Genomic DNA, 26,178 nt, shown 5'->3' with positions numbered 1-26,178 from the left:
GATCTTTGACGTTCCCTTGACGTACGCCGTTCAGCGCCAGTCGTCCCAGGGCGGGTCCTCGTCCAGGTCGTACGGCGGCTCCTCGTCGTACGGCGGTGCCTGCTCGGGCAGGGGCGGGGGCCCGGCCACACCGGTGGCGGTCGTGGTCGCGGTGGCGGTCGTGGTCGCGGTCGCGGTCGCGGTGGCGGTGGCCGTCGCGGTGGCAGAGCAGTCGGCCAGGGCCTCCAGGAGGCCCTCGCCGTACTTGGTGAGCTTGGCCTCGCCGACCCCTCCGATGCCGGCCAGCTCCTCGACCGTGCCGGGCAGGCGCGTCGCGATCTCCCGCAGCGTGGCGTCGTGGAAGACCACGTACGCCGGGACGCCCTGCTCGCGCGCCGTCGCGGCCCGCCAGGCGCGCAGGGCCTCGAAGACCGGTACCGCGGCCGCCGGCAGGTCGACCGGCACTCGGGCGCCCTTGCCGGAACGCGAACCGGACTCCTTGCGGGCCGGGGCGGCCGGCGCCTTCTCCTTGCGCATCTGGACGGTGCGGCGCCCGCCCAGCACCTCGCCGCTGGCGTCCGTGAGGACGAGGGTGCCGTAGTCGCCCTCCACCGCCAGCAGTCCGAGCGCCAGCAGCTGGCGTACGACGCCGCGCCACTCCGCGGTGCTCAGGTCCGCGCCGACCCCGAACACCGACAACCCGTCGTGGTCGAACTGGATGACCTTGGCCGTCTTCTTGCCCTGGAGGATGTCGATGATCTGGCCGGCACCGAACTTCTGGCGCCGTTCCCGCGCCAGCCGCCACACCGTGGACAGCAGCTTCTGCGCCGCGACCGTCCCGTCCCAGGACTCGGCCGGCGTCAGGCAGGTGTCGCAGTTGCCGCAGGGCTCACCGGACTGCCCGAAGTAGGCGAGCAGTCGCACCCGCCGGCAGTCGACGGTCTCGCACAGCGCCAGCATCGCGTCCAGGTGGGCGGCCAGGGAGCGGCGGTGCGCCTCGTCGCCCTCGGAGCCGTCGATGAGCTTGCGCTGCTGGACCACGTCCTGGAGGCCGTACGCCAGCCAGGCGGTGGCCGGCTCGCCGTCGCGGCCGGCCCGGCCGGTCTCCTGGTAGTAGCCCTCGACGGACTTCGGCAGGTCCAGGTGGGCCACGAAGCGCACGTCCGGCTTGTCGATGCCCATGCCGAAGGCGATCGTGGCCACCACCACGACCCCGTCCTCCCGCAGGAAGCGCGCCTGGTTCGCCGCGCGCGTGCGCGCGTCCATGCCGGCGTGGTAGGCGACGGCGTCGATGCCCTGCTCCACCAGGAAGGCGGCGGTCTTCTCCACCGAGGCCCGCGAGAGGCAGTAGACGACGCCGGCGTCCCCGTCGTGCTCGGTCCTGATCAGCTCCAGCAGCTGCTTGAGCGGGTTGTTCTTGGGGACGATGCGGTACTGGATGTTCGGCCGGTCGAAGCTGGCGACGAAGTGCCGGGCGTCCTGCAGGCCCAGGCGGGAGGCGATCTCGGCGTGGGTGGTCTCGGTGGCGGTCGCCGTCAGGGCGATCCTCGGCACCTTCGGCCAGCGCTCGTGCAGCATCGACAGGGCGAGGTAGTCGGGCCGGAAGTCGTGGCCCCACTGGGCGACGCAGTGCGCCTCGTCGATCGCGAACAGGGACACCTTGCCCCGGTCGAGCAGCCGCTGGGTGCCCTCGGAGCGCAGCCGCTCGGGGGCCAGGTAGAGCAGGTCCAGCCCGTCGTCGAGGAAGGCCTGCTCGACGGCCTGGCGCTCGTACGGGTCCTGCGTGGAGTTCAGGAACCCGGCCCTCACCCCGAGGGCGGTGAGGGCGTCCACCTGGTCCTGCATCAGCGCGATCAGCGGCGAGATGACGATGCCGGTGCCTTCTCTGACGAGCGCCGGGATCTGGTAGCAGAGCGACTTTCCGCCGCCGGTCGGCATCAGCACGAGGGCGTCGCCGCCCCCGGCGACCTGCTCGATGATCTCCTGCTGCTCGCCGCGGAAGGAGTTGTATCCGAATACGCGGTGGAGCACCTGCAGGGAGTCGGAGATCTCGGGGGAAGCGTCCGGAAGGGCCATTCGAGAAGCCTAGCGGCCCGCACCGACACCTCCGCCCGGGACGGCGGCCGCCGGGCGGCTACCCGGCGGCGGGCCCCAGCCGCCACAGCGGCGCCGCCGCGCGGTCGCCCAGGGCCGCGAACAGGGCGCGGGCCTCCCCGGCGCTCAGGGCGAGCTCCTCGACGATCCTGCGCGTGGTGACGTACGCGAGCCCCTCCGCCCGCGCCGCCCGCTCCCAGGCGGCGAAACCGGCCCGGACCTCGTCGGGGCGGCGGTCCGGTCGGGGGGCGGTCGGGGCGGCGGGCAGTGCCCCCGCGCGGTGGCGTTCGCGCTCGATCTCCGAGAAGCCGCACACGGCGCGGGAGGCCTCCTCGGCTTCCTCCAGGCCGGTGGTGCCGGCCAGCGCCCTGGCCAGGGGGCTGAGCGCGAGGACGCGGTCGAGGGTGAGCCGGTGGACGCCGGCGGCCGGGGCGTCCAGGTGGACGGGCTGCGGCGCGTCGCGGGTGCCGCAGACCCCGCGCACCCCGCGGGCGGCGGCGACCAGCAGAGCTCCGGCCTCGGACGGGTGCCAGCCGAAGACCCCGGACACGACGCCGGTGTGCGCGGCGTCCAGGGTGAACAGGGGGTCGCCGAGCCTCGGCAGCAGGGCGGTCAGGGGCACCTCGTTGTCCAGCCCGGGCCCGGCCACGTACACGGTGGCGGGCAGTCCCGTGGCCGCGACGGCGGCGACGGCGAGGGCGTCGCCCAGCGGGCTGCGCAGGGTGGGCTCGTCCCCGCGGGCCACGATGTCGCCGCCCACGTCGACGAGGTCGATCCGGTCGGCCCGGCACCAGCGGGCGGCCGCGGCGATCTGGCGGGCCAGGCCGAGGGTGCCGCCGTAGGGGTCCAGCAGCCCGAGCCGCGGCCGCAGTTCGCCGGACAGGCGCGGCAGCAGCGAGCCGGCCGGGGCGACGGGCCGGGTCGCGGGGGTGACCAGGGCGAGGTCCGGCGCGGCCGGCTCCGTGCCGTGGAAGTCGGTGGCCCGCCGGGGTCCCGGGACCGGGTCGACGACCAGCCGCTCCCACGCGTAGGTCAGGACGAGCGCCGGGGTCTCCGCGCCGTACAGGGCGGCGTGGACCATGGCCGCCGTGATCGCGTCGCCTCCGCCGCCTGCGGCGATGAGGAGTCTCCTCGTGTTCTTCGTGTTCTCCATGCCGGACACGGATACCCCAGTGCGCCCCGCCGCCACGAACCGGCCATCCGCAGATAAGGGAGCGAACCGGTACGGAATCAACTCTTCCGCAAAAAGTACATATGAACCTCTACACGCCGGAACCCATCTCATGGGAATTGCACTACGGAAATCGGACCGGGCACGACCCTAAGGTGACGCCTTGTCACGAAGGGTGACGCGTCGCCCGTTTCCTGAGAGAGGGTCAATTCCCCTGATGAACGCGCCTGTTCTGCTTCCGACGCCGACCGTTCCCGGCACCGCTCCCGGCACGGACCCGGAAACGCCGTACGAGCAGTACGTGTACGCCTACCCGCACCAGAAGGCCTACCGCCTCCTGGAGGACGGCCCGCTGCTGAGCGAGCTGTGGTCCGGGGAACGCCTCGACGCGCTCTCCCTCTACGTGCACATCCCCTTCTGCGAGATGCGCTGCGGCTTCTGCAACCTCTTCACCCGCACCGGCGCCCCCGAGGAGGTCACCCGCGACTTCCTCGGGACCCTGGAGCGGCAGGCCCGCGTGACCCGCGAGGCGCTGGAGGCCAAGGGCGAGCCGATCCGCTTCACCCTCGCCGCGTTCGGCGGCGGCACCCCGACCTACCTGACCGCGGACGAGCTCACCCGCCTCTGCGACATCAGCGAGAACATCATGGGGGCCGACCTCAAGGCCGCCTCCTGGTCGGTGGAGACCTCACCCGCGACGGCCACCGCCGACCGGATCGCCGTACTCGCCGAGCGCGGCGCTACCCGGCTGAGCATCGGCGTGCAGAGCTTCATCGACGAGGAGGCCCGCGCGGCGGTACGGCCCCAGAAGCGCGCGGAGGTGGAGGCCTCGCTCGCCCGCCTCAAGGAGGCGGACTTCCCCATCCTCAACATCGACCTCATCTACGGCATCGACGGCCAGACCGAGCGCACCTTCAAGGTCTCGCTGGACGCGGCCCTCGCCTGGGAGCCGGAGGAGGTCTACCTCTACCCGCTGTACGTGCGCCCGCTGACCGGCCTGATCACCCGCCATGCGAAGACGCTCGAGGAGTGGAACGACCAGCGGCTGAGGCTGTACCGCTACGGCCGAGACCACCTGCTCTCCGCCGGGTACGAGCAGACCTCCATGCGGGTCTTCCGCCGGACCGGCACGGCTGCCGTCGAGGACACCGACGGCAGCAGCATCAGCGAGTACAACCAGCAGGCCGGCATGGTCGGCCTGGGCGTCGGCGCCCGCTCCTTCACCACCGACCTGCACTACACCACCGACTACGCGGTCGCGGTGCCCGAGGTGCGGCGCATCATCGACGACTACATCGCCACCCCCACCGACCGGTTCCGGCGCGCGCAGTGGGCCTTCCGGATGGACGGGGGCGAGCGGCGCCGGATGTACGTGCTCCAGCACCTGCTGGAGTCCACGGGCCTGCGCACCGCCGCCTACGAGCAGCAGTTCGCGACGCGCTTCGAGGACGACTTCGGACCGCAGCTCGACTCCCTGCTGAAGCGGAACTGGCTGCGGGAGAAGGGCGGCACCCTGGCGCTGACCCCGGACGGCATGGCGTGGGCGGACGCGATAGGCCCGATGTTCTTCTCGGACCGCGTCCGCACCCGGATGAGCACCTACCAGGACCGCTAGGCCGTCTCCGATCCGGAAGAGACGGCCTGGACCGCGCGCGGTTCCGGCTCCGGTCCGGCCGGGCGCGGCCGGCCGGCGCGGCGCCGCTCCGGCAGGGACACGAGGACCAGCCCGAGCAGCAGGAGCGCCGCGCCGGCCGCCGCGGGCGGCGCGGGCCGCTCGCCCAGCACCGCGACGCCCAGCACCGTCGCGACCAGCGGTTCGGTCAGGCTCAGCGTCCCCGTCGTGGCGGCGCTGAGCCGGCCGACGCCCCGGGTGAACAGCAGGTAGCCCAAAGCGGTCGTGCCGAGGCCCAGCCAGCCGATCAGCGCGAGCGAGCGGCCCGCGGCCAGGCCCTCGGGGGCCACCAGCAGGTACGGGGAGACCAGCAGCCCCGCGCACAGCACGCTGACCGGGGCCGCGGCGCCCAGGTCCGCGCCGCGCGCCCCCAGCACCTTCGTCGCGGCGATGTACACGCCGAAGGACGCCCCCGCCACCACCGCGAAGACCACGCCGAGCAGATCGGCGCGCGCCCCGCTGCCGGGCAGCAGCAGCAGCCCGATGCCGGGCACCGCGCAGCCCGTCCCCCACAGCCAGCGGCGGGTCGGCCGCTCGCCGGAGAGCCACCGGCCGCACAGCCCGCCGGCCAGGGGCACCGTCCCGAAGGCCACGGCCGTCGCCAGCGCCGACCCGCCGCGCTCCACCGCCTGGAGGAAGCAGACCTGGAAGGCCGCCGTCACCAGCACGGCCAGCCCCAGCCACCGTCCCGCCCCGGGCCGGCGCAGCGTGCGCAGTCCGGCCGGACGCACCGTCAGCAGGCTGAGCACCAGCCCGCCCAGCAGCATCCGGCAGGCTCCGAGCGACACCGGGTGCACGCCGGTGTCGGCCCACAGCTGGGCCGGACCCACCGTCCCCCACAGCACCGCCGCCGCCAGTACGGCCGCCACAGCTCCCACGACTTCCCCCTCCACCACCGCTTCCGGAACCCGGCGAACGTATCGGGGCGGGACCGACCAGACCTACTGGGGAAAACCATGGGATCTCCCCCGCGCGGGAGGTCTCGTCCGTGCCTTCGCACAAAGCGGGTCAGCGGGGGCGGCGCCCGAGCGGCAGCAGGTACTGGAGCGGCTGTTCCGTATCGTCCAGGCCGAGGAGTTCGTGCGCCAGGTCGTCGTGGAAGCCCCCCAGCGGGGTGCCGGCCAGGTCCAGCGCGGCGCCGGCGAGGAGCAGGTTCTGGGTGAGGTGGCCGGTTTCCAGCAGGGCCAGGCGCAGGGCGCGCAGGCCGTAGCGGCGGCGCAGCAGGCCGAGGTCCGCGTAGACGGCCAGGACCACCGGTGCCGCGTCGACGCCGATCCAGTCCGGGTCGGTGTCCGGGCGGGACAGGTACGTGGAGAGCGCCTTGAGCTCGGCCACCTCCGGCGGCGGGCCGATGCGGCGCAGGGCGCGCCGCTCGGGGAGGCAGTCGTACGTACCCGCCGGGACCCCCGCCACGTCCAGCACCAGCGCCCGCACCCGGGCCGTGTACAGGGCGCCCGCGCTCGGGTAGGGGCGGTGGCCCGGGGACGGGGACGGCTGCCCCGGTCCGGCGGGGGCGTCGCCGGACAGGGAGTGCCACAGGAGGGAGCCCAGGGTTCCGGCGTCCAGCGGTCCGCGCAGTGGGCCCCGCAGCGAGGTGCGGGCCGCCAGGGCGGCGCCCAGCGACACCTCGGGCAGCGGGTCGGCGGGCAGGGCCAGCTCCGGGCCGGCCGGTGCGGGCCGGGCCGGGCCGTCCGGGAGCGGGCGCAGCGCGGTGTCCTCGCCGCGGCCGATCTGGAACTTGCTCCGCTCCAGGTACTGGAGGTCGGCGGCGGTGTGCCCGGGCGGGAAGAACCCGGGCGGCTCGTCGGTCTCCAGCAGGGTGCGGGCGGCCAGCCGGCACACCGCCCGCTCCTCGTCGGGGGTGGCCCCGAGCCGGTTGAGCAGCATGTGCAGCTGGGAGCCCCACACCCAGGCCCTCAGCTCCTCCCCCAGGTCCGCCAGCTGCTCGTCGGCCTCCCGGACCCGGGCCGCCCACCGGCCGAGCCAGGGCGCCGCGGTGCCCGTCCCGAGGCGCTCCCGCAGGTCCGCGGCCCGCCGCCGCAGGCCCGTACGCTGCGCCGCGTGCACGGAGTTGACCCGCGCGTGCACGGACGCCGCGGGCAGCAGCTCCAGCCCGGTGACCCACCGCCAGCCGGCGGCGTGCCGGCGCAGCCAGCGGGCCCCGGTGAGCGGGTCCATGCCGAGGGCGCACACCGTCGTGTGGACCAGGTCGGCGGCGAGGGTCAGCCGCGCTCCCGGCCCGCCCCTTCGTGACAGCGCCCGCAGGGCGTCCAGGGCGACGTGCGTGGAGGCGGCGAAGACCTCCTCGGCGACGGGCAGCGCCCGCGGCCCGCCGTAGCGCCCGGTCTCGGGTGCGTAGGCCACGGCGCGCACCTCGCCGTGGCGCGACGGCCACGGGCCGGGTACGCCGGGCACCTCCTCGGCGGCCCGGGCCAGCTCCCCGGGCAGTTCGGCGGCGGCCGCCGCGCTCAGGCCGCGGACCCGGATGCGCACGTGGGGTCCGCCCTCGCCGTAGCGGATGAAGAACCACGCGCCGGCCTCCCCCGCCGCCACGAGGCCGTCGAGGAGCGGGGCCGCGGCGCCGACCAGGAACGCGTCGGTGTCCTCGGTGGCGGAGTGCAGGAAGAGGTGGTGGCTGTGCCAGGTGTCGGTGGTCGTCACGTCCGGTCCTCGTTCGGCTGGGCGGGAAGTGCGGCTGGGGGAGGTGCGGTTCGGGGGTACTGCGGTGCGGGAGTCGCTTCGGGAGTCGCTCAGGGGAAGGGGTGCGGGTGCAGCGCCAGGTCCTCGTGGCGCAGCACGCGGTCCGTGCGGCCCAGCCGGTGGGGCACCTCCAGCAGCCGGGGCAGCCCCCGGGTGCGGCGGTTGACGTGGCCGAAGGTCATCGGCAGCGAGCCGGGTACGACGGCCTTCACGCAGTGCAGGCCGAGCCGGTCGCGCAGCCCCGGTTCGCTCTGGTCGACGGTGACCACCTCCAGCCCGGCCGCCGCGAGCCGTTCCACCATCGCCGTGAGCAGGGCGGAGAGGTCGTCCACCGGCTCGGGCGCCCCCGGCCAGGTCCGCGCGGCGCTCAGGCACGGGGTGTCGGCGAAGAGGAACTCCAGCCGCGGGGCCGCCTCGGGGAGGGCGTTCAGCCCGACGTGGTCGTCGAGGGAGACCACCAGCTCGGGCCGGTCCAGCATCGGCCGCAGCCGCGCCGGGTCGCGCGGCCGGTCCGCGGCGAGCGCGCGCTGCGCGGACTCCAGCACGTTGGTGACGACCTCGGCCACGGCGGAGCGGATCGCCGCGCGCGGGTCGTGGTGGGCGCCCGCGGCGAGGAACATCCGCGGGGCGTTCGGGTGGGAGCCCTCGTAGCGGCAGACGGCCACGACCGCCGGGATGCCGAAGTCGTTCGTCGCGTCGAGGAGACGGAGCCGGTAGCCGGCCAGGGCCGCCCGGTCCGCGAGCAGGGCCGTCCCGAGGTCCTCCGGCGGCACCTCCACGCGGCGCAGCGGGGTGGCCGCGTACCAGGCCATCAGGAAGGCGTCCCGCTCGGCCACCTCGAACAGGCCGTAGAGGGCCGCCTCTTCGGGGCTGTTGCCCAGGCCGCAGCCGTTGGAGGACTCGTACACCACGCGCGGCCGGCCCTCGCCGGGCACGTCCCAGTACGCCACGTGCTCGGGGACGGCCACCGGGCGCTGCCGGGTGAGGGACCAGCCCCGTACCCAGTCCAGTTCCAGGCCGGGCGTGTACGGGACGGTCGGCGAGGCCGGATGCCCGTGGTGGGCGGGGTCGGGCAGTCCGAGCCGCTCCGGGTCGAGGGCGCGTCCGGGGCCCAGTGCGGCGAAGGAGGCCCGCAGGTCGGTGCGCCGGCCGGCCGGCCGCATCCCGGCGTACCGCTCGACGGCCTCGAAGAGGGCGATCCGCTCGCTGCCGGCGAAGTCGCCGGCCCGGCCGTAGCCGCCGTCGTCGACGGGACGGCCGTCGGTCACGAAGGCGGTGGTCAGGCAGAAGGCCGAGTCCTCGGTGCGGAACAGCGCGCGGACCGGCCCGAACCGCTCGTCGTGCAGGGCCGCGCGCAACCTGCCGCCGCCGGTCCGGGGGTTGGGGGCGCGCAGCACGTACGGGTCGGGCAGCGGCCGGGGGGCCGCGGGCAGGGGGACCGCCGCGCTGGCGGAGTCCGCGGGCAGCGGGTGGCAGACGGCGCAGCCGCCGACCGGGCGCACCTGGTGGGTGGACCAGGTCCCGCGCCCCTGGTGGAGCAGGTACACGGTGGCCGCGGGCGGGTCCGCGCCGGGCCGCGGCCGGGCGTGGCCGTCCAGCAGGTCGCGTACGAGGGCGCAGAGGGCCCCGGCCAGCGCGGGGGACGGTACGCCGCCCAGCGCCAGCTCCGGGCTCTGCCGGGGCACGCGTCCGCCGGCCGTCGCCAGCCGCTGGTGCTCGGCGCACGCCAGGCAGGCCGCGGCGCCGGGGGCGAGCAGCGGCCCGACCACCGCCAGCGGCCCGTCGAAGCGTACGGGGACCAGGGCGACCGGGTGGGCCAGCGCGTGCCGGCTCAACTCCTCGGCGAGCCCCGGGGTCCACTCGGTCAGCAGGACGGCGGCCGGGCCGGCGGTGGCGGCCTTCGCGGTTTCGGCGTCGAGGACCGGGACGGGCAGGGAGGCGAAGAGGGCGGCCGCGGGCGGGGCGGGGCGGGCTGTCGCGGTCATCACGGCTCCTCGGGGGTGTGCAGGACGGTGAAGCCGAAGGCCCGGAGCCGGGCGAGGAGTCCGCGGTCCCGGACGGGGGCCGGGGTCCCGTCGCCCCGGGGTGGACGGGACGGTCGGGGCTGCCGGGTCAGCCGGGTCAGGGCGGCCTGGAAGGCCTCCTCCCGTCCGGCCGTCTGCTCCATCCAGCGGCCGGTCCAGCCGGTGTCCTCCCAGCCGGCCGTGCGGGCGCCGGCGGCGGCCAGCGCGGCGACCGCGCCACCGGAGGGCGGCGTACGGCCGCCGCCGCCCGGGCCCCCGGTGCGGACGGCGGTCACGGCGGCGAGCACCGCGAAGGCCGCCGCGTCGCCGGGGTCGGCCTCCACGGCCTCGCCCAGCACCGGGGAGGCTCCGGTCCGGCGGACCGCTGCGTGGTACACCTCGCCGGGGCCGAGCCGGACCACCTCCAGGCGGGCCTCCACCTCCAGACGGGCCGTCAGGGTGGTCCACCAGTGCCGGAACTGCGGATGCCCGGACCACGCGGCCGCGGCGGGGGGTTCCGCCACCCCCTCATCGGCGTCCGGCGTCCCGGCCCGGCCGGCGGCGGCCGCGCGGCGGGCGGCCGCCGCGCGCAGGGCCCGGCCCCGGGCGTGGCCCGGGTTCGCGCCGACGGTGGACCCTCCGCCGCCCAGCAGCAGTTCCGCCGCCCGGCAGAACACCTCCAGCCGGGCCAGGTCCAGCCTCGGCGCTCCGGCGATCAGGCGTCCGCCCGCCGGCCCGTCCCCGGGGAGTTCACAGACGGCGAGCGGGACGGGCAGCTGCGGAAGGTCCACCGGGACCGGCGCGGGCAGGGCCCCGCACCGCTCGTCGCCCAGGGCCGCCAGCCGCCGCAGCGCTTCCCCGAGGGTGGCCGCCGGGGCGAGGTCCGTCCGCCGGCCGGCGTCCAGCCGGCCGGGCCCGAGCCAGGTCCGGTAGTCGGCCCGCAGCGGCCCGGTGCCGGCGAGGAGGACCGCCGGGAGCCCGGGCAGCAGCCGCTCGTCCCCGGCTTCGCCCGCCGGGTCGGGGAGCCCGGCGGCCGCGCACAGCAGCCGGTGCGCCGCCGCTCCCCCGAGCAGGGGTGCCAGCGCCGGGTCCCCGCCGCCGGGGCCGTCGCTGTCGCCGAAGCCGTCACCGTCGCCGAAGCCGTCGCCCGCCGGGCCGAGGCGCGCCTCCAGGGCCGCCGCGTCGGAGCGGGCCTGGGCCGGGCTGCCGGGGGCGGTCGCGTAGCCGCCCCCGGCGCACAGCCCCGCCGCGAGGGCGCGCACCGGTCCGGTGCCGTGGACGCGGAGCAGGATGCGGCCCGCGGGCAGTGCCGGGTCGGTGGTGCGGGCGACGGGCAGTCCACCCGCCTCCAGCGCGCTCCCGGCGGCCTCGGCCAGGTCCCCGCCCCCGGGGCCGGCCGCCACCTCGGCCCGCGCCGCGGCGAGCGCGGCCCGTGCGGCGGCGGGATCCCGGGCGCTCTCCCGGAGCCACAGCGCGACGGGGTCGCGTCGGTGGTCCCCGTACGCCGGGTCCGCAGCCGCCTGCCCGGCGGGCTCGGCGACGAGCAGGCCGTGGGCCTCCAGCTGCCCGAGGAGGGTCTCCACGGCGGCGCGCAGGGCCGGGCCGGCTTCCGCGGTGTCCAGGAGGTCTTCGAGGCGGCCCTCCCTCAGCGGCCGCTCCAGCCACTGCCACAGGGCGGGCAGCGCGGCACTGCCCTCCAGGGTGACGCTGCCGGCCCGGCCCCGCAGGTGGAGCCCGCCCCGCAGCGGGGTCACGGCGACGCCCGGGCGGAGCCTGGGCGCCGTACGGGGCGCGGCGGCACCGCCCGTGGCGCCGTCCCCGGTGGCCGTCATGCGCGGCGCTCCGCGGCGTCGGCGGCCGCGCCGAGTTCCGCACGCCAGTCGCAGCCGGTCAGGGCGGGGACCGCACGCACGACCAGGTGCGCCGCCAGGTACCGCTCCAGCGGGCGGACGTCGCAGATGGCGAGGAGCCGGTAGAGGGCGTTGGTGCAGGTCCGGTACACGAGGTAGTCGGGGTCGGCGAACATCGCCCCCTGCGGGTCGGCGCGGCGCAGCAGCCGGTGGAAGGCGCTGTAGCGGGTGCGGGTGTCCGGGTTCCAGCGCTCGGCCGCCGCCCGGTCCCCCGTGGCGGCGGCCCGGTCACGGTAGGCGGGCGGGCTGCCGTGCAGGTCGGCGCCGGACTCGTAGCGGCTCCGCGTCAGTTCCCGGGCGGCGGCGGAGAAGGCGGCCCAGTCCGCCGCTCCGTCCTGGGCGCCGCCGCCGGCGACCTGCCCGACGAGCGCGGTCACGGCGTCTCCGGCACGCTCCCAGTGGCCGTCGAAGGAGGCCCGCAGCCGTCCGTCCGGGTCGTCGTGGAGGAGGAAGTCCTCCAGGTGGGACACGTACGACCAGTGCCCGCCGGCCAGGCCCGCGGGGTGGGAGCCCGCGTGTGCGGCGAGGGCGGTCACCGCGAGCCGGAGCCGCGCCGGCGCGGTGTCCGCGCGGGCGGCGAGGAAGGCGGCTCCGGCCCGCAGCGCACCGAGGCCGCCCCGCAGCAGGTCGTCCCGCAGCCGGGCGCCGTCGTCGCCGAGCAGGGCGCGTACGGAGGACCGGTCGGCGGGCTCGGTCCGGACCGTGTTGTCCGGGGTGAGCGGCCCGTAGGGCGGGGGTATCAGTTCGGCGCGCCCGGCTTCGGCCGCCGCCTCCAGCAGCTGCGCCTCGGTGCGGTCGCTCCGCGAGGGGTGCAGCCGCAGCCAGTCGCGGATCCGGGACGCGGCCGTCGCGGCGGCGGCCTCCACCCGCGCGTCCGGGCCCCGCAGGCACAGCCGCAGGTGGGGGCCGTGCAGCCAGTGCCGTTCGACGTGCGCGGCCAGTCCCTGCCGGGCGCAGGACGCGGCGAGCGGCAGCACCACCTCGCGCAGCAGCGGGGCCTTGACGGGGTGGTGGTGGTAGGCGACCACGTCGAGGCCGCCGCTGGGGTGTGCCGGCATGGCTGCTTCCTCTGCTGTCGGGGGGCGGGTCACCGGGCCCGCCCGGCCCGGTAGACCTCCAGGACGAGTTCCACCGCGCGGGCGGGCCCGGTCTGTCCTCCGGGTGCGGGCAGTGCCTCTTCGAGGACCGCGCCGGCACCGTGGCGGGAGAGCCATTTGGCCAGGCAGCGCAGGTGCAGGGCGTTGCCGAGGTCCACGAACTGCGGTTTGGGGCGGCTGAGCCCGCTCAGGAAGTCCTCGGCGGCGCGCCCGGTGGGCGCGGGGGCGGCCGGGTGCAGGAAGAGCTGTTCGGGGAGGTCGAGCAGCGCGCGCCAGCGGGCGGCGGCCCGGGCGGGGACGGTTTCGGTGCCGAGGTCGGCGCGCAGCTCGCGCACCACGCCGGGCGGCAGCAGCCAGCGGCGGCGGCGGAGCACGACGTGGCGGTGGCGCAGCAGGGGGGTGCGGGTGACCGGGCCGCCGGGGGCGGGGAGGGGGTGGCGCGGGACGAGGGGGCCGAAGTCGACCATGCCGTGGGGCTGGTCGCTCAGGTGGGCGCCGATGCGCCGGGGCAGCAGGACGGGGGCGAGGAAGCCGGGGTAGAGGACGTCGAGGAGTTCGCCGGTGTTCCGCAGCCGGAAGCGGACCTGGTCGGCGCGCTCGTCGTGGACGAGGTCCAGGTCGGCTTCGCCGAGGGCGGCCCAGCGGCGGTCGGGGCCCACCTCCTCGGGGACGAGCAGGGGGTGGAGGTTGGCGTTGAACCCGCCGACGGGCCGGATCTGCGCGGCCCGGGCGCCGGGCCCGAGCCCGCGCCGGATCTGACGGGAGACCGCGGCGGTGGCGTCCGGGCCGAGGGCGTCGAGGAAGCGGCTGGTGAAGCGGCCCCAGCCGCCGTACACGTGGTTGACGCAGAGCAGGCCCCGGCGCGGGTCGCGCTGGAGGAAGTATGCGTAGCTGAGAGGCCGCTCGACGGCCCAGCCCGGCAGCCGTTCGCCCAGCTTCCCTACGAGTTCGGCGGGCAGCACCAGTTCGTCCTGTGCGGCCGCCTCCCCGGCGGCCGCACGCGCGCGCAGGCCCTCGGCGATCTCCGTCCGCAGGTCCGCCAGGGCGTCGGTCCCGGTGGGCAGGGGGGCCGGGCCGGCCGGGTCGAGGGCCGTGAGCCGCCCGGCGCTCTCCCAGGCCTCGGCGACGTCGGCCCCGAACTCCCAGGGGTGGGGGCAGCTCCCGCCGGGGCCGTAGCGCGCGACGAAGCGGTCGCGGACGAGGCGGCGTACGAGGTGCCCGAGGTCGAAGAGCTCCGCGAGGGCGGTGACCTCCGCGAGTGCCCGGTGGTCGGCGCCGTCGAGGAAGCCGTCGACGGCGAGCGGGCGCGGGGCGACGACGTCCTCGGAGAGCACCGTGAGCGGGGCGGCACCGGGCGGGACGGGCCGTCCGGCGGCGGCCAGCTCCTCAGTCCAGGCCCGGGAGAGGGCGGAGAGCAGGGCGGGGCGCCGCGCGGCGGGCGCGGTGGCGAACTCGGCGGTGCCGTGGGCGAGTGCGGCGACGCGCTCGGCGCGGGCGGCGTCATCGGGGCCGGCGGAGGTGCGCAGCCAGGCGGCGGTACGGGCCAGCGGATCCGGGTCGTCGGGCGGGAAGGGGTCGCCCGGCACCAGCAGGCCCGCCTCCGTGAGCCGGCCGAGGAAGGCGGCGGCGGGGCGGGCGTCGGCGGCGCCGCTCAGGGCCGCGGTGAGCAGCCCGGTCAGCTCTTCGAGCGGCACGGGGGCCGCGGCGTGCTCGGTGATCAGGCGCAGCGGGCCCGTGAGGGGCAGGTGCGCCTCGTCCTCGGCGGCGACGAGGTAGCGGCCGCCGGCGAAGGAGGTCCGGTCGCGGGAGTACGCCGCCCGGCCGCCGCTGACGCGGGCGGTGCTGGTGATGCGGTGGGGCAGGGCGGCCCGGCGGTCCGGGGCGTCGAGGAGGGCGAGGGTGAGGGCGGTGGTCAGGGTGCGGTTGGCCTTGACGACCGAGCGCAGGGGGCCGTCGAACAGGGCCGGGGCGCCCCAGGCGGGGACGGGGCGGGCGCCCGGGGTGGCGGGCAGCGGAGCCCAGCCGACGGCGGTGAACCAGGACAGCGGGCTGGTCTTGGTGCTGGCCCGCAGGGCGTAGCGGAGCACGGCGGGCTCCTCCTTGCGGGCCCGGCGGTCCTGCGCGCCGGCTGCGGCCCGTTCCACGGCCCGCAGCAGGTCCGCGCTGGTGAGGGCGACGGCCTTGGCCAGGGCCGGTTCGCGGCACAGGGCGGCCAGCGAGGCGCGTTCGGCGGCCAGGGCCCGCTCGGCGGCGGGACCGAGCTCGGCGTGGAGTGCGGCGCGCCGGGCCCGCAGTGCGGTCCACGCGGCGAGCCGGGGGACGCGGGCCGGCAGGTATCCGAGGCGGTCCAGCAGGGCCGGCCGGGGTTCGCGTCCGTTGTGCAGGGCGCGGCGCAGCGGGAGGACGACATCGCGGTGGAGCTGGGCCGGATGGCCGTCCCGGCTGTCGTACAGGTCGTCGCAGAGCGGCCCGGCGGTCTCCAGCAGCTGCCGCTCGGTGTCCCGGAGGCGGCCGAGCCGGGCGCGGAACTCCGCCGCGTCCGGGTGCTGGGCGGGGTGGGTGAGGACGGTGGCGCGGACCAGCGCGTACGGCGCGGACCGCACGCGGTAGCCGTCGCCGCCGCGGCCGGCCGCGGCGGGCGTGGGGTCCGGCTGCGGCATGGTCGTCCCCGTCCTGTCGGTGGTGGGTGTGCGGGCGCGCGCGGGGGCTTCCCGCCGCACTCGGGGTGCGGCGGGAAGCGCGTGGGGGGTGGAGGCGGGGGTCGCGCGGTCAGGAGGGGATGGGCTCCGTGGTCGGCTGCGCGCAGGAGGACGAGCCCTGGCAGGAACAGGAACCCCATGACGCCCCGCCCTCGGGCAGCGCGACGGTGTCCCGCATGGAGGTCACGGTCAGGTCGTCCAGGTCGAGTTCCAGGTCCTGGATGTCGAATTCGGGGGTGCGCGCGATGTCGGACATGCATGTCTCCCATGAGTGGAGGCGAAAGCCGAAGGTGCACTGGGCAGAATCCGCGCCGGGCGGATCCGATGGCCGAAGGGTCGAATGACCGCACTGCCGCATGACTGGAATTCCGCAGGGCGGACAGCCGTATGACCCGGTGAACTGAAGCCGCATGGCCGCACTCCGCACGCGGCACGACCGATTGACGCCGAGACGGTGGGAGCACATTGCGGAATTACCCTGCACGGAATTGCGGAATTGCCTTGCACGGCCTCTTTCCGGATGGCGTCCGGCGGTCCGTCCGGCCTTTTCCAGGATCCCCCACCGCGCATATGAACCGCTAGAGCGGAGATCCAGCCCCCGTGCCGCAGCTCGCACGGACCGGTGGCCCGATCCCACCGGAAGGGCCGGCGGCCCGGCCGCCCGTGCGACCCTTCCGGCCAAGGCGGCCGGAAAGGTGTCCCCACCGGTGGCCGGACGCAGCGGTGCCCCGCCGGCAGAAGCCGACGGGGCACCGGATCACGCGCTGGGCGGGATCAGACCTGCGGGACCGGGTAGGTCGGGTACTCCACCCCGGAGACGTGCTGGACGACGCGGATCACCTGGCACGAGTAGCCGAACTCGTTGTCGTACCAGAGGTAGAGGATCGCGTTGTCGCCGTCCACCTTGGTGGCGCCGGCGTCGACGATCGACGCGTGGCGCGAGCCGACGAAGTCCATCGAGACCGCGTCCGGAGCGGTGGTGAAGTCGATCTGGCGCTTGAGCGGCGAGTGCAGCGAGACGCCGCGCAGGTAGTCGAGGACCTCCTCGCGGGTGGTCTCGCGGCCCAGGCGCAGGCTCAGGATGGCGATCGAGACGTCCGGGACGGGGACGCGGATCGAGCTGCCGGTGATCGGCGCCTTGAGGTCGGGCAGCGCCTTGGCGACGGCGGAGGCGGCGCCCGTCTCCGTGATGACCATGTTGAGCGGCGCGGAGCGGCCGCGGCGGTCGGCCTTGTGGTAGTTGTCCAGCAGGTTCTGGTCGTTCGTGAACGAGTGGACGGTCTCCACGTGGCCGCGGAGCACACCGTACTCGTCGTCCATCGCCTTCAGCGGCGGGACGATCGCGTTGGTGGTGCAGGAGGCGCAGGACAGGATCTGCTCGTCCGGCTTGATGGTGTCGTGGTTGACGCCGTGGACGATGTTCGGGACGTCGCCCTTGCCCGGGGCGGTCAGGACGACCTTGTCGATGCCGGGGCGCAGGTGCTTGGAGAGGCCCTCGCGGTCGCGCCACTTGCCCGTGTTGTCGATGAGGATGGCGTCCTTGATGCCGTACGCGGTGTAGTCGACCTCGGAGGGGTCGTTCGCGTAGATCACCTTGATGGTGTTGCCGTTGGCGATGATCGTGCTCGTCGCCTCGTCCACGGTGATGGTGCCCTGGAACTGGCCGTGGATCGAGTCGCGGCGCAGCAGCGAGGCGCGCTTGACCAGGTCCGCCTCGCCGCCGCCGCGCACGACGATGGCGCGCAGGCGCAGGCCGTTGCCGGAGCCGGCCTTCTCGATGAGCAGACGGGCGACGAGGCGGCCGATGCGGCCGAAGCCGTAGAGGACGACGTCGCGGCCTTCGCGGCGCTCGATCTTGTTCTCACCGGTGGCGCCGACGACGGCCTCGGCGGTGAAGGCCTCGACCGACAGACCGCGGTCGTCGGTCTTGTACGTGGCGGCGAGCATGCCGATGTCGATCTGGGACGGGCCCAGGTCGAGGGCGGCGAGGGCCTGGAGGAACGGCATCGTCTCGGTGACCGACAGCTCCTCGCCGTCGATCTGGCGGGCGAACCGGTGGGCCTTGAGAATGCTCACGACCGACTTGTTCACCAGGGAGCGGCTGTGGAGCAGGATCGTGACGTCCCGCTCCCGGTGCAGCTTCCCGATGATGGGGATCATCGACTCCGCGATCTCCTCGCGGGTCTTCCAGTTGGCGAACGAGTCCTCGTTGACAGTCACAGACGTTATCTTTCGAGCTAGGCGGCGCTCATATGCTAACCCCCCGCCGGAACGTTCCTTCAAGGGGGACCGCCTGAGCGTCGGCGAGGCCCCGCGCCCCCGGGCGCGGGCGGCTCCCGGCGCGGGTCAGCCGAGCACCGGCCGCGCCTCCGGGTGCGCGTCCCACCACGCCCGGTGGAAGTCGTTGTTGTCCACGTTCGCCAGGTACGCCTCGACCGCCGCGCGGTAGAGCAGCTCGGCCTGCTGCGCCGGGACCGCCGAGCGGTTCCAGGCGAGCCGGATCCGGCCCGTGACGGGGGTGCCGGCCAGCGGCCGCATCACCGTCCCCGCCACCGCCGGGGCCGTGGGCTGGCACAGGGCGATGGCGCGGCCCGCGGCGATCAGGTCGTGCCGCATCTGGCGGTCGGTGATCCGGTGGCGCAGCGAGGGGGTGAAGCCCGCCTTGGCGCAGGCCTCGACGAGGGCCTCGGGGCCTCCGTCGTCGTCCTCCACCAGGGTCATCCACTGCTCGCCGGCCAGGTCGGCCAGGTCCAGCAGCTCGCGCCCCGCCAGGCGGTGCCCGGAGGACATCCGGATGCAGAACGGCTCCTGCGGGACGACGGTCCTGGCCAGGACGCCCGCGGGCAGCGGGACCTCGTAGTCGTTCACCTCGCCGTACACGATCACGTCGTACTGGCCGGCGCCGAGCATCCGCACCAGGGCCGTGACCGAATCCTCCAGGTCCACGGTGACCTCGCGCCCCGAGAGGGCCAGGTCGGTCCGGGCGAGCAGGCCGTCCAGGAGGACGAGCAGGATGCAGCCGAGCCTGAGCGGGGCGTCGGCCGCCAGGGCGCGGGCCTCGGCGCCGAGGGCGTCCATCTCGCCCAGCACGCGGCGCGCCTTGCCCAGGACGAAGTGCCCGAGGGCGGTGGGCTCCACCCCGCTGCGGCCCCGGACGAAGAGCTCGCCGCCCGTGACGGCCTCGATCCGGCGCAGCTGGGCGGAGAGCGCCGGCTGTGAGATCCCGAGCCGCCTGGCCGCCTCGCCCAGACTGCCCGCTTCCGCGATCCGGCAGACGGCTTGCAGGTGCCTCAACTCCAGCTGCATCCGGGCAGCTTACGAAGCGCCACTGCGGCGCACCATAACCCGCGCCTTATGCCCGCAGAGATGTCCCAATCTTGCCATGTCCACGCCCATACTCGGCGACGGCGTACAGCAGCCACCCCCCACACACGATCGGAGTGGACTCGTGCAGCCCACCAGATGGACGGCGTCCGTGGCAGCCCTCGCGCTGACCGCGAGCCTCGCCGGCGCGCTGGCCGGCACCGCGTCGGCCGCGCAGCAGCCGGATCCCGTGCCGCCCCGCCCCTCCAAGGCCGACCGGGCCGTGGCCGCCGCGGACGCGGCCGTCCGCAGCGGCCTCGACACCCTGGTCAACTCCGCCCGGCAGCAGTACGAGCGCCGCCTGGTCACCCCCTGGGTGCAGGACCTGTACTCGGTCGCCTACGAGCGCAGCTACCGGGGCCTGCCGGTCGTCGGCGGCGACGCGGTCGTCCTCGCGGACGGCGAGGGCCGGGTCCGGGCGCTCCAGTCGGCCTCCACCACCGTCATCGACGTGGCGACCACCCCGGACATCGGCGCCAAGGCGGCCGAGGCCGCCTCGCGGGCCGAGCTGGAGAAGACCGACCGGGTCGAGAGCAGCCGGCTCGTGGTCCGGCTCAAGGACGACAAGCCCGTGCTGGCCTGGGAGACGGTGCTGTCGGGCCGCACCCGTACGGCGCCCAGCAGGCTGCACGTCTTCGTGGACGCCCGCACCGGCAAGGTCGTCGACCGCTACGACGACGTCGTGGCCGGCACCGGCAACAGCAAGTGGAACGGCCCGGGGCCGATCGCGATCGACACCACCGCGTCCGGCGGCTCGTACTCCCTGCGCGACCCGAACCGCCCGGGCCTGAGCTGCGCGGACTACAGCACGGGGAGCGTCTTCACGAAGTCCTCCGACTCATGGGGCACCGGCAACCCGACCTCCAAGGAGACCGGCTGCACGGACCTGATGTTCGCCGCGCAGAAGCAGTGGGACATGCTGGGCCAGTGGCTCGGCCGCAACGGCGTCAGCGGCAACGGGCGCAGCTTCCCGGGCAAGGTCGGCCTGAGCGACCTCAACGCCTACTGGGACGGCAGCTCGGTCACCATCGGCCACAACAGTGCCAACGAGTGGATCGCCGGCGTGGACGTCGTCGCCCACGAGTACGGACACGCCATCGACTCCAACACCCCCGGCGGCACCAGCGGCCAGGAGGCCGGTCTGGGCGAGGCCACCGGTGACATCTTCGGAGCGCTGACCGAGGCCTTCATCAACGAGCCGGCCCCGTACGACACCCCCGACTACACCGTCGGCGAGGTCATCAACCTCCAGGGCCGCGGGCCGATCCGCAACATGTACAACCCGCCGGCCGTCAACAACGACCCGGCGTGCTACAGCTCGGCGATACCCGGGACGGAGGTGCACGCGGCCGCGGGGCCGCTGAACCACTGGTTCTACCTGCTGGCCGAGGGCACCAGCCCGGGCGGCGGCAAGCCCGACAGCAGCACCTGCAACCAGTCCGCGCTGACCGGTGTCGGCGTGCAGAACGCCGGCAAGATCTTCTACGGCGGCATGCTGCTCAAGACGAGCAGCATGTCCTACAAGAAGTACCGGACGGCGACGCTCTCCTCGGCCAAGTCCCTCGACGCCACCTGCAACCTGTTCAACCGGACCAAGGCCGCCTGGGACGCCATCAGCGTGCCCGCCCAGAGCGCCGACCCCACCTGCAGCCCGAGCGGGCAGAACGACTTCTCGCTGGCGCTGAACCCGGCCTCCGGCACCGTCCAGCAGGGCGGCTCCGTCACCACCACCGTCACCACCAGCACCACCAGCGGCTCCGCCCAGCAGCTCACCCTCTCCGCGACGGGCCTGCCGGCCGGGATCACCGCCTCCTTCGCCCCGGCCACGGTCCAGTCCGGGCAGTCCTCGACGCTGACCCTCTCCGCCTCCTCGAACGCGGCGCCCGGGGCCTCCACCCTCACGGTCAAGGCCCAGGGCGGCACGCTCGCGCACACCGTCGACTACGCGCTCACCGTCGGCGGCACCCAGCCCGACCCCACCGCGCCGGACATCAGCGTCGCCAACGTCCAGGCGCACCTGGCCCAGCTCGGCACGATCGCCTCGCAGAACGGCGGCAACCGCCGGGCCGGCAGCGGCGGCCACACCCAGTCCCTCGCGTACGTCAAGGGCAAGCTCCAGGCCGCCGGCTACACCGTCACCGAGCAGAACTGCACCTCCTGCACCTACCCGTCGAACAACCTCATCGCCGACTGGCCGGGCGGCCCCGCCGACCAGACCGTGATGTTCGGCGCCCACCTCGACGGCGTCTCGGCCGGTCCGGGCATCAACGACAACGGCTCCGGCTCCGCGACCCTGCTGGAGAACGCCCTCGTCCTGGCGCAGAAGAACCCGACGATGACCCGGCACGTGCGCTTCGCCTGGTGGACCGACGAGGAGCAGGGCCTCAACGGCTCCGAGTACTACGTCGGCCGGCTCAGCAGCGCCGAGCGCAGCGCCATCAAGGGCTACTACAACTTCGACATGGTCGGCTCGCCCAACGGCGGCTACTTCATCAACAACGTCAACTCCACGACGGCCGCGCCCCTGAAGGCCTACTGGACCTCGCTGAACCTCGCCCCGGAGGAGAACACCGAGGGCCAGGGCCGCAGTGACGACTACTCCTTCCAGCAGGCGGGCATCCCCACCTCCGGCTACGCCGCCGGGGCGAGCGCCCGCAAGACCTCCGCACAGGCGGCGAAGTGGGGCGGCACCGCGAACGCGGCGTACGACTCCTGCTACCACAGCTCCTGCGACACGCCGTCCAACATCAACGCCACGGTCCTCGACCGCAGCGCCGACGGCGTCGCCTACACCATCTGGAAGCAGGCCGTCGGCGGCACCAGCCCGGCGCCCGACTTCTCGATCAGCACCAGCCCGGCCGCCGGCTCCGCCAACCCGGGCGGCAGCGTCACCTCCACGGTGAACACCGCCACCGTCAGCGGCAGCCCCCAGACGCTCGCCCTGTCCGTCTCGGGCGCGCCCGCCGGCGTGACCGCGTCCCTCAGCCCGGCCTCGGTGCAGTCCGGCCAGTCCGCCACCCTCTCCGTCCAGGTCGCCGCGGGCACCGCCCCCGGCACGCACACGCTGACCGTCACCGGCACCGGAACCGCCACCCACACCACCACGTACACGCTGACCGTCGGCGGGGGCGGCGGTACCTGCTCGCCGAGCCAGGTCGTCGCCAACGGCGGCTTCGAGAGCGGTTCCAGCCCCTGGTCGGCGACCTCAGGAGTCATCACCAACCAGTCCGGACAGCTGCCGCACGGCGGTTCGTACATGGCCTGGCTGAACGGCTGGGGCTCCTCCCGCACGGACAGCGCCTCGCAGTCCCTGACCATCCCCGCCGGCTGCCCCTCGGCCCGGCTTTCCTTCTACCTGCACATCGACACGGACGAGACCGAGGACGTCGCCTACGACACCTTCACGGTGTCGGTGGGCGGCCAGACCCTGGAGACCCTCTCCAACCAGGACGCCGGCTCCGGCTACGTCCTGAAGAGCTACGACGTCTCCCCCTTCGCCGGGAAGACCGTGGTCCTCCAGTTCAAGGGGGTGGAGGACCAGTCCCTCCAGACCTCCTTCGTGGTGGACGACGTCACCCTCCGCACGAGCTGACGGCCCCCTGCCCCAGGAGCCCGGTCCGGCCCCCGCCGGACCGGGCTCCGCCGCGTTCCCCTTCCGCCTCCCCGTCGAAAACCCGGGCGGCGCCCGCACCACCGTGGACAGATCGGCGCGGTTCCCGGTTGTTACGTTGCCCCGGTCCGCCGATCAAGGAGTGCCGCACATGTCCGACATCAAGGTCCGTCCCGTCCAGCCCGGGGACTTCGCCCAGTGGCGCGCCCTGTACCGGGGGTACGCCGACTTCTACGGGGTGGAGCAGACCGAGGAGGCCGCCTCGACGGTGTGGGCGTGGGTCAACGACGCCGGGCACGAGGTGAACGCCCTGGTCGCCGAGGACGCCGAAGGGCGGCTGCTGGGGCTGGCGCACTACCGTCCCTTCGCCCGCCCGCTGTCCGCGACGGTCGGCTGCTTCCTGGACGACCTGTTCGTCGCCCCCGGGCACCGCGGCTCGGGCGCCGCCGACCTGCTGCTGGGGGCCCTGCGGGAGGTCGCCGCCGAGCGCGGCTGGAGCGTGGTGCGGTGGATCACCGCCGACGACAACCACCGGGCGCGCTCCAAGTACGACCAGGTGGCCCAGCGGACCATGTGGGTCACCTACGACATGGCCCCCGGCCGCTGATCACCCCTCGCCGACCGCGTCGTCGCAGGCGGGGCAGATCCGGTCCGCGTGTTCCGGGGGGTACCAGGCGGAGCCGGGCTGCCCGGAGGGCTGCCACGGGGCCGTCCCCATGGCGAAGGTGTCCTTGCCGCACAGCGTCCTCGGGCCCCGCACGGCGCTCTGCCCGGGGGCGGCGGGGGCCGCGTGCACGCGCAGGACCGCCGCCCCGCCACCGGGCGCCGCTCCCGCCGTGCCCTCGTACTCGTACACCACGACCGTAGTGCTCATACCCCGACGATAAGCGGCCCGGCCGCGGACCGCCGGGCACGGCCGCCGTCCGGGCCGGCACGCCTCGGCCGTACCCGGGTCCGACGGTCCATCAGGTCATCCGTCCCGGACTCTTGACTCCTTCGGGGCCAGTCGGGATTCTCGACCCACCCTTGTGCGGGGCATGACAATTGATTCCTGGATTCGACCGCGCCGCATCCGCCGACCGAAGACATGAGTGATGACCTTGACCGCTGACCCGCCCCCGCGGCCGTACCCCGGCGCGGCGCGCCGCCGGCGCCGCCGCGCCGCCCTCCTGACCCCGCTCGTCGCCGCGCTGGCCATGCTCCTGGGGCCCGCGCCCACTTCCTCCGCCGACGCCGGCTCCACGGCCGACGCCGGCTGGTGGAACCCCACCGCACGGCCCCAGCCCGATTCGGACGTCAACGTCACCGGCGAGCCCTTCAAGGGCACCGACGCGCAGGGCCGGGTGCGCGGCTTCGTCGACGCGCACGACCACCTGATGTCCAACGAGGGCTTCGGCGGCCGCCTCATCTGCGGCAAGCCCTTCTCCGAACTGGGCGTCGCGGACGCCCTCAAGGACTGCCCCGAGCACTATCCCGACGGCACCCTCGCGGTCTTCGACTTCATCACCAAGGGCGGCGACGGCAAGCACGACCCCAACGGCTGGCCCACCTTCAAGGACTGGCCCGCCCACGACTCGCTCACCCACCAGCAGAACTACTACGCCTGGGTCGAGCGGGCCTGGCGCGGCGGCCAGCGGGTCCTGGTCAACGACCTCGTCACCAACGGGGTGATCTGCTCGGTCTACTTCTTCAAGGACCGCGGCTGCGACGAGATGACCGCCATCCGCCTCGAGGCGCAGAAGACGTACGACATGCAGGCCTACGTCGACCGGATGTACGGCGGCGCGGGCAAGGGCTGGTTCCGCATCGTCACCGACTCCGACCAGGCCCGCGAGGTGATCAAGCAGGGGAAGCTGGCCGTCGTCCTCGGCGTCGAGACCTCCGAGCCCTTCGGCTGCAAGCAGGTCCTGGACGTCGCGCAGTGCGGCAAGGACGACATCGACCGGGGCCTGGACGAGCTGCACAAGCTGGGCGTGCGCAGCATGTTCCTGTGCCACAAGTTCGACAACGCCCTGTGCGGGGTCCGTTTCGACCAGGGCGCGCTCGGCACCGCGATCAACGTCGGCCAGTTCCTGTCGACCGGCACCTTCTGGCAGACGGAGCAGTGCTCCGGCCCGCAGCAGGACAACCCGATCGGTCTCGCAGCGGCTCCGTCGGCGCAGAAGGAGCTCCCGGCGGGGGTGTCGGTCCCCTCGTACTCCGCTGACGCGCGCTGCAACAAGCGCGGCCTGACGGAGCTCGGCGAGTACGCCGTCCGCGGCATGATGAAGCGCGGGATGATGCTGGAAGTCGACCACATGAGCGTCAAGGCCGCGGGCCGCTCCTTCGACATCCTGGAGTCCGAGTCGTACCCGGGCGTCATCTCCTCGCACAGCTGGATGGACCTGGGCTGGACCGAGCGGCTCTACAAGCTGGGCGGTTTCGCCGCCCAGTACATGAGCGGCTCCGAGGCCTTCAGCGCGGAGGCCAAGCGCACCGACGCCCTGCGCGACAAGTACAAGGTGGGCTACGGCTACGGCACCGACATGAACGGCGTCGGCGGCTGGCCCGGCCCGCGGGGCGCGAACACGCCGAATCCGGTGAAGTACCCCTTCCGCAGCACCGACGGCGGCTCCGTCGTCGACAAGCAGACCACCGGGCAGCGCACCTGGGACCTCAACACCGACGGCGCCTCGCACTACGGCCTGGTCCCCGACTGGATCGAGGACATCCGGCTCGTCGGCGGCCAGGACGTGGTGGACGACCTGTTCCGGGGCGCCGAGTCCTACCTCGGCACCTGGGGGGCGTCCGAGCGGCACAGGTCCGGGGTGAACCTCGCCGCCGGCTCCTCCGCCTCGGCGTCGTCCTCGCAGTGGTGGAACCCGTTCGTCGACTACTCGCCCGGCCGGGCCGTGGACGGCGACCCGGGCTCCCGCTGGGCCAGTGAGTGGAACGACGGCCAGTGGCTGCGCATCGACCTGGGCTCCGCGAGCCGGATCGGGCGCGTCACCCTCGACTGGGAGCAGGCGTACGCGAAGGCGTACCGGCTCGAGACCTCCACGGACGGGACGAACTGGCAGACGGTCTGGTCCACCACCGACGGCGACGGCGGCCTGGACACGGCCCGGTTCGCCGGGGTGACGGCCCGCTACCTGCGCGTCCAGGGGGTCCAACGGGCCACCCAGTGGGGGTACTCCCTCCGCGAGGTGGGCGTCTACGGCAGCTGACCCGCGTCGGGGGCCGGCCCGCCCGGCCGGCCCCCGGCGCCCGCACCCCGCAGCGCCCGCCCCACCGGGAGGAGTTCCATGGCACGGATGCCGTCTGCCGAGCGGCGCACCCAGCTGACCGAGGCGGCGATCCGCGCGATGACCCGCGACGGCGTCGCCCGCACGACGACCCGGTCGATCGCCGCCGAGGCGGGCGTGTCCCTGAGCGTCTTCCACTACTGCTTCGACTCCAAGCAGGAGCTGCTGGAGTCCGTCATCGAGGCGATCACCGCGCACTACATCACGGTGGTGAAGGAGGCGATCCGGCCGAAGCCCACCCTCCGCGAGACGGTCCGGGCCGGCTTCCAGGCGTACTGGGACCACGTCGGCGCCCAGCCCGGCGAGCACATGCTCACCTACGAACTCACCCAGTACGCCCTGCGCCAGCCCGGGTTCGAGCACCTGGCGCGGCGCCAGTACGAGCTGTACTGCCACACCTACGAGGAGCTGATCGGCCAGCTGTGCCGGGAGATGGGGCTCGTCCCGAAGGTCCCTGCCCCCGCGCTGGCACGGTACCTGGCGGCCATGACCGACGGGCTGACCCTCAGCGTGCTGGTCCTGGGCGACGAGAAGGCCGCCGCCGAGATCCTGGACATGGTCACCGACCACGTCCTGGGACTGATGGAGGGCTGACC

The 26,178-nt window shown here is 74.7% G+C and carries 17 protein-coding genes; 5 read left to right on the top strand and 12 right to left on the bottom strand.

Annotated elements, in window-relative coordinates:
- Positions 1-30 precede the first annotated feature (30 nt).
- Together recQ and ACZ501_RS15480 are read right to left on the bottom strand one after the other, a co-directional pair.
- Positions 31-2,055: a DNA helicase RecQ gene (recQ, locus tag ACZ501_RS15485; protein WP_468795712.1), complete on the bottom strand. Its 2,025-nt coding sequence runs from the start codon at positions 2,053-2,055 to the stop codon at positions 31-33.
- Positions 2,056-2,113: 58 nt separating this feature from the next.
- Positions 2,114-3,226, bottom strand: coding sequence for a DUF1152 domain-containing protein (locus ACZ501_RS15480; RefSeq protein ID WP_468795709.1), 1,113 nt, complete (start codon positions 3,224-3,226; stop codon positions 2,114-2,116).
- 235 nt (positions 3,227-3,461) lie between these two features.
- On the opposite strand from ACZ501_RS15480, the gene ACZ501_RS15475 reads away from it, so the two are divergent.
- Positions 3,462-4,859 carry an STM4012 family radical SAM protein gene (locus tag ACZ501_RS15475; RefSeq protein WP_468795706.1) on the top strand — a complete coding sequence of 466 codons (1,398 nt, stop codon included), beginning with the start codon at positions 3,462-3,464 and terminating at the stop codon, positions 4,857-4,859.
- Here the strand turns inward: ACZ501_RS15475 and ACZ501_RS15470 are convergent.
- The 9 genes from ACZ501_RS15470 to ACZ501_RS15430 form a co-directional block, all read right to left on the bottom strand.
- Positions 4,856-5,794 carry a DMT family transporter gene (locus tag ACZ501_RS15470; protein ID WP_468795703.1) on the bottom strand — a complete coding sequence of 313 codons (939 nt, stop codon included), beginning with the start codon at positions 5,792-5,794 and terminating at the stop codon, positions 4,856-4,858. The genes ACZ501_RS15475 and ACZ501_RS15470 overlap by 4 nt on opposite strands.
- Before the next feature lie 130 nt (positions 5,795-5,924).
- Positions 5,925-7,577, bottom strand: coding sequence for a thiopeptide-type bacteriocin biosynthesis protein (locus ACZ501_RS15465; protein WP_468795700.1), 1,653 nt, complete (start codon positions 7,575-7,577; stop codon positions 5,925-5,927).
- Positions 7,578-7,666: 89 nt separating this feature from the next.
- Positions 7,667-9,601: a TOMM precursor leader peptide-binding protein gene (locus ACZ501_RS15460; protein WP_468795697.1), complete on the bottom strand. Its 1,935-nt coding sequence runs from the start codon at positions 9,599-9,601 to the stop codon at positions 7,667-7,669.
- Positions 9,601-11,451, bottom strand: a complete 1,851-nt coding sequence (locus ACZ501_RS15455) for a hypothetical protein (RefSeq protein ID WP_468795695.1) — start codon at positions 11,449-11,451, stop codon at positions 9,601-9,603. Before ACZ501_RS15455 ends, ACZ501_RS15460 begins: the two co-directional genes overlap by 1 nt.
- Positions 11,448-12,587 carry a hypothetical protein gene (locus ACZ501_RS15450; protein WP_468795692.1) on the bottom strand — a complete coding sequence of 380 codons (1,140 nt, stop codon included), beginning with the start codon at positions 12,585-12,587 and terminating at the stop codon, positions 11,448-11,450. The genes ACZ501_RS15455 and ACZ501_RS15450 overlap by 4 nt, the downstream gene beginning before the upstream one ends.
- 29 nt (positions 12,588-12,616) lie before the next feature.
- Positions 12,617-15,286, bottom strand: coding sequence for a lantibiotic dehydratase (locus ACZ501_RS15445; RefSeq protein ID WP_468795689.1), 2,670 nt, complete (start codon positions 15,284-15,286; stop codon positions 12,617-12,619).
- 109 nt (positions 15,287-15,395) lie between these two features.
- A complete protein-coding gene (locus ACZ501_RS15440; RefSeq protein WP_362456123.1) occupies positions 15,396-15,581 on the bottom strand; it encodes a thiazolylpeptide-type bacteriocin in 186 nt (61 codons plus the stop codon).
- A gap of 518 nt (positions 15,582-16,099) precedes the next feature.
- Positions 16,100-17,545 (bottom strand): glyceraldehyde-3-phosphate dehydrogenase, encoded by a 1,446-nt coding sequence (locus ACZ501_RS15435; RefSeq protein WP_361608407.1) that lies wholly within the window; start codon positions 17,543-17,545, stop codon positions 16,100-16,102.
- 126 nt (positions 17,546-17,671) lie between these two features.
- Entirely contained in the window at positions 17,672-18,631 is a 960-nt protein-coding gene (locus tag ACZ501_RS15430; RefSeq protein ID WP_361608405.1) for a LysR family transcriptional regulator, read from the bottom strand.
- A 169-nt stretch (positions 18,632-18,800) separates the two neighbouring features.
- On the opposite strand from ACZ501_RS15430, the gene ACZ501_RS15425 reads away from it, so the two are divergent.
- Both ACZ501_RS15425 and ACZ501_RS15420 read left to right on the top strand, forming a co-directional pair.
- On the top strand, positions 18,801-22,280 hold the full coding sequence (locus ACZ501_RS15425) for a M28 family peptidase (protein ID WP_468796598.1): 3,480 nt from the start codon (positions 18,801-18,803) through the stop codon (positions 22,278-22,280).
- A gap of 169 nt (positions 22,281-22,449) precedes the next feature.
- Positions 22,450-22,905, top strand: coding sequence for a GNAT family N-acetyltransferase (locus ACZ501_RS15420; protein WP_361608401.1), 456 nt, complete (start codon positions 22,450-22,452; stop codon positions 22,903-22,905).
- On the opposite strand, the gene ACZ501_RS15415 is transcribed toward ACZ501_RS15420, so the two are convergent.
- A complete protein-coding gene (locus ACZ501_RS15415; protein WP_361608399.1) occupies positions 22,906-23,172 on the bottom strand; it encodes a hypothetical protein in 267 nt (88 codons plus the stop codon).
- A gap of 322 nt (positions 23,173-23,494) precedes the next feature.
- On the opposite strand from ACZ501_RS15415, the gene ACZ501_RS15410 reads away from it, so the two are divergent.
- A complete protein-coding gene (locus ACZ501_RS15410; RefSeq protein ID WP_361608409.1) occupies positions 23,495-25,504 on the top strand; it encodes a galactose-binding domain-containing protein in 2,010 nt (669 codons plus the stop codon).
- A 78-nt stretch (positions 25,505-25,582) separates the two neighbouring features.
- On the top strand, positions 25,583-26,176 hold the full coding sequence (locus tag ACZ501_RS15405) for a TetR/AcrR family transcriptional regulator (protein ID WP_468795686.1): 594 nt from the start codon (positions 25,583-25,585) through the stop codon (positions 26,174-26,176).
- The last annotated feature ends 2 nt before the right edge of the window (positions 26,177-26,178 follow it).

It is taken from the genome of Streptomyces sp. NPDC034085, assembly GCF_055575555.1.
This window is presented reverse-complemented; position numbering and strand designations above follow the sequence as displayed.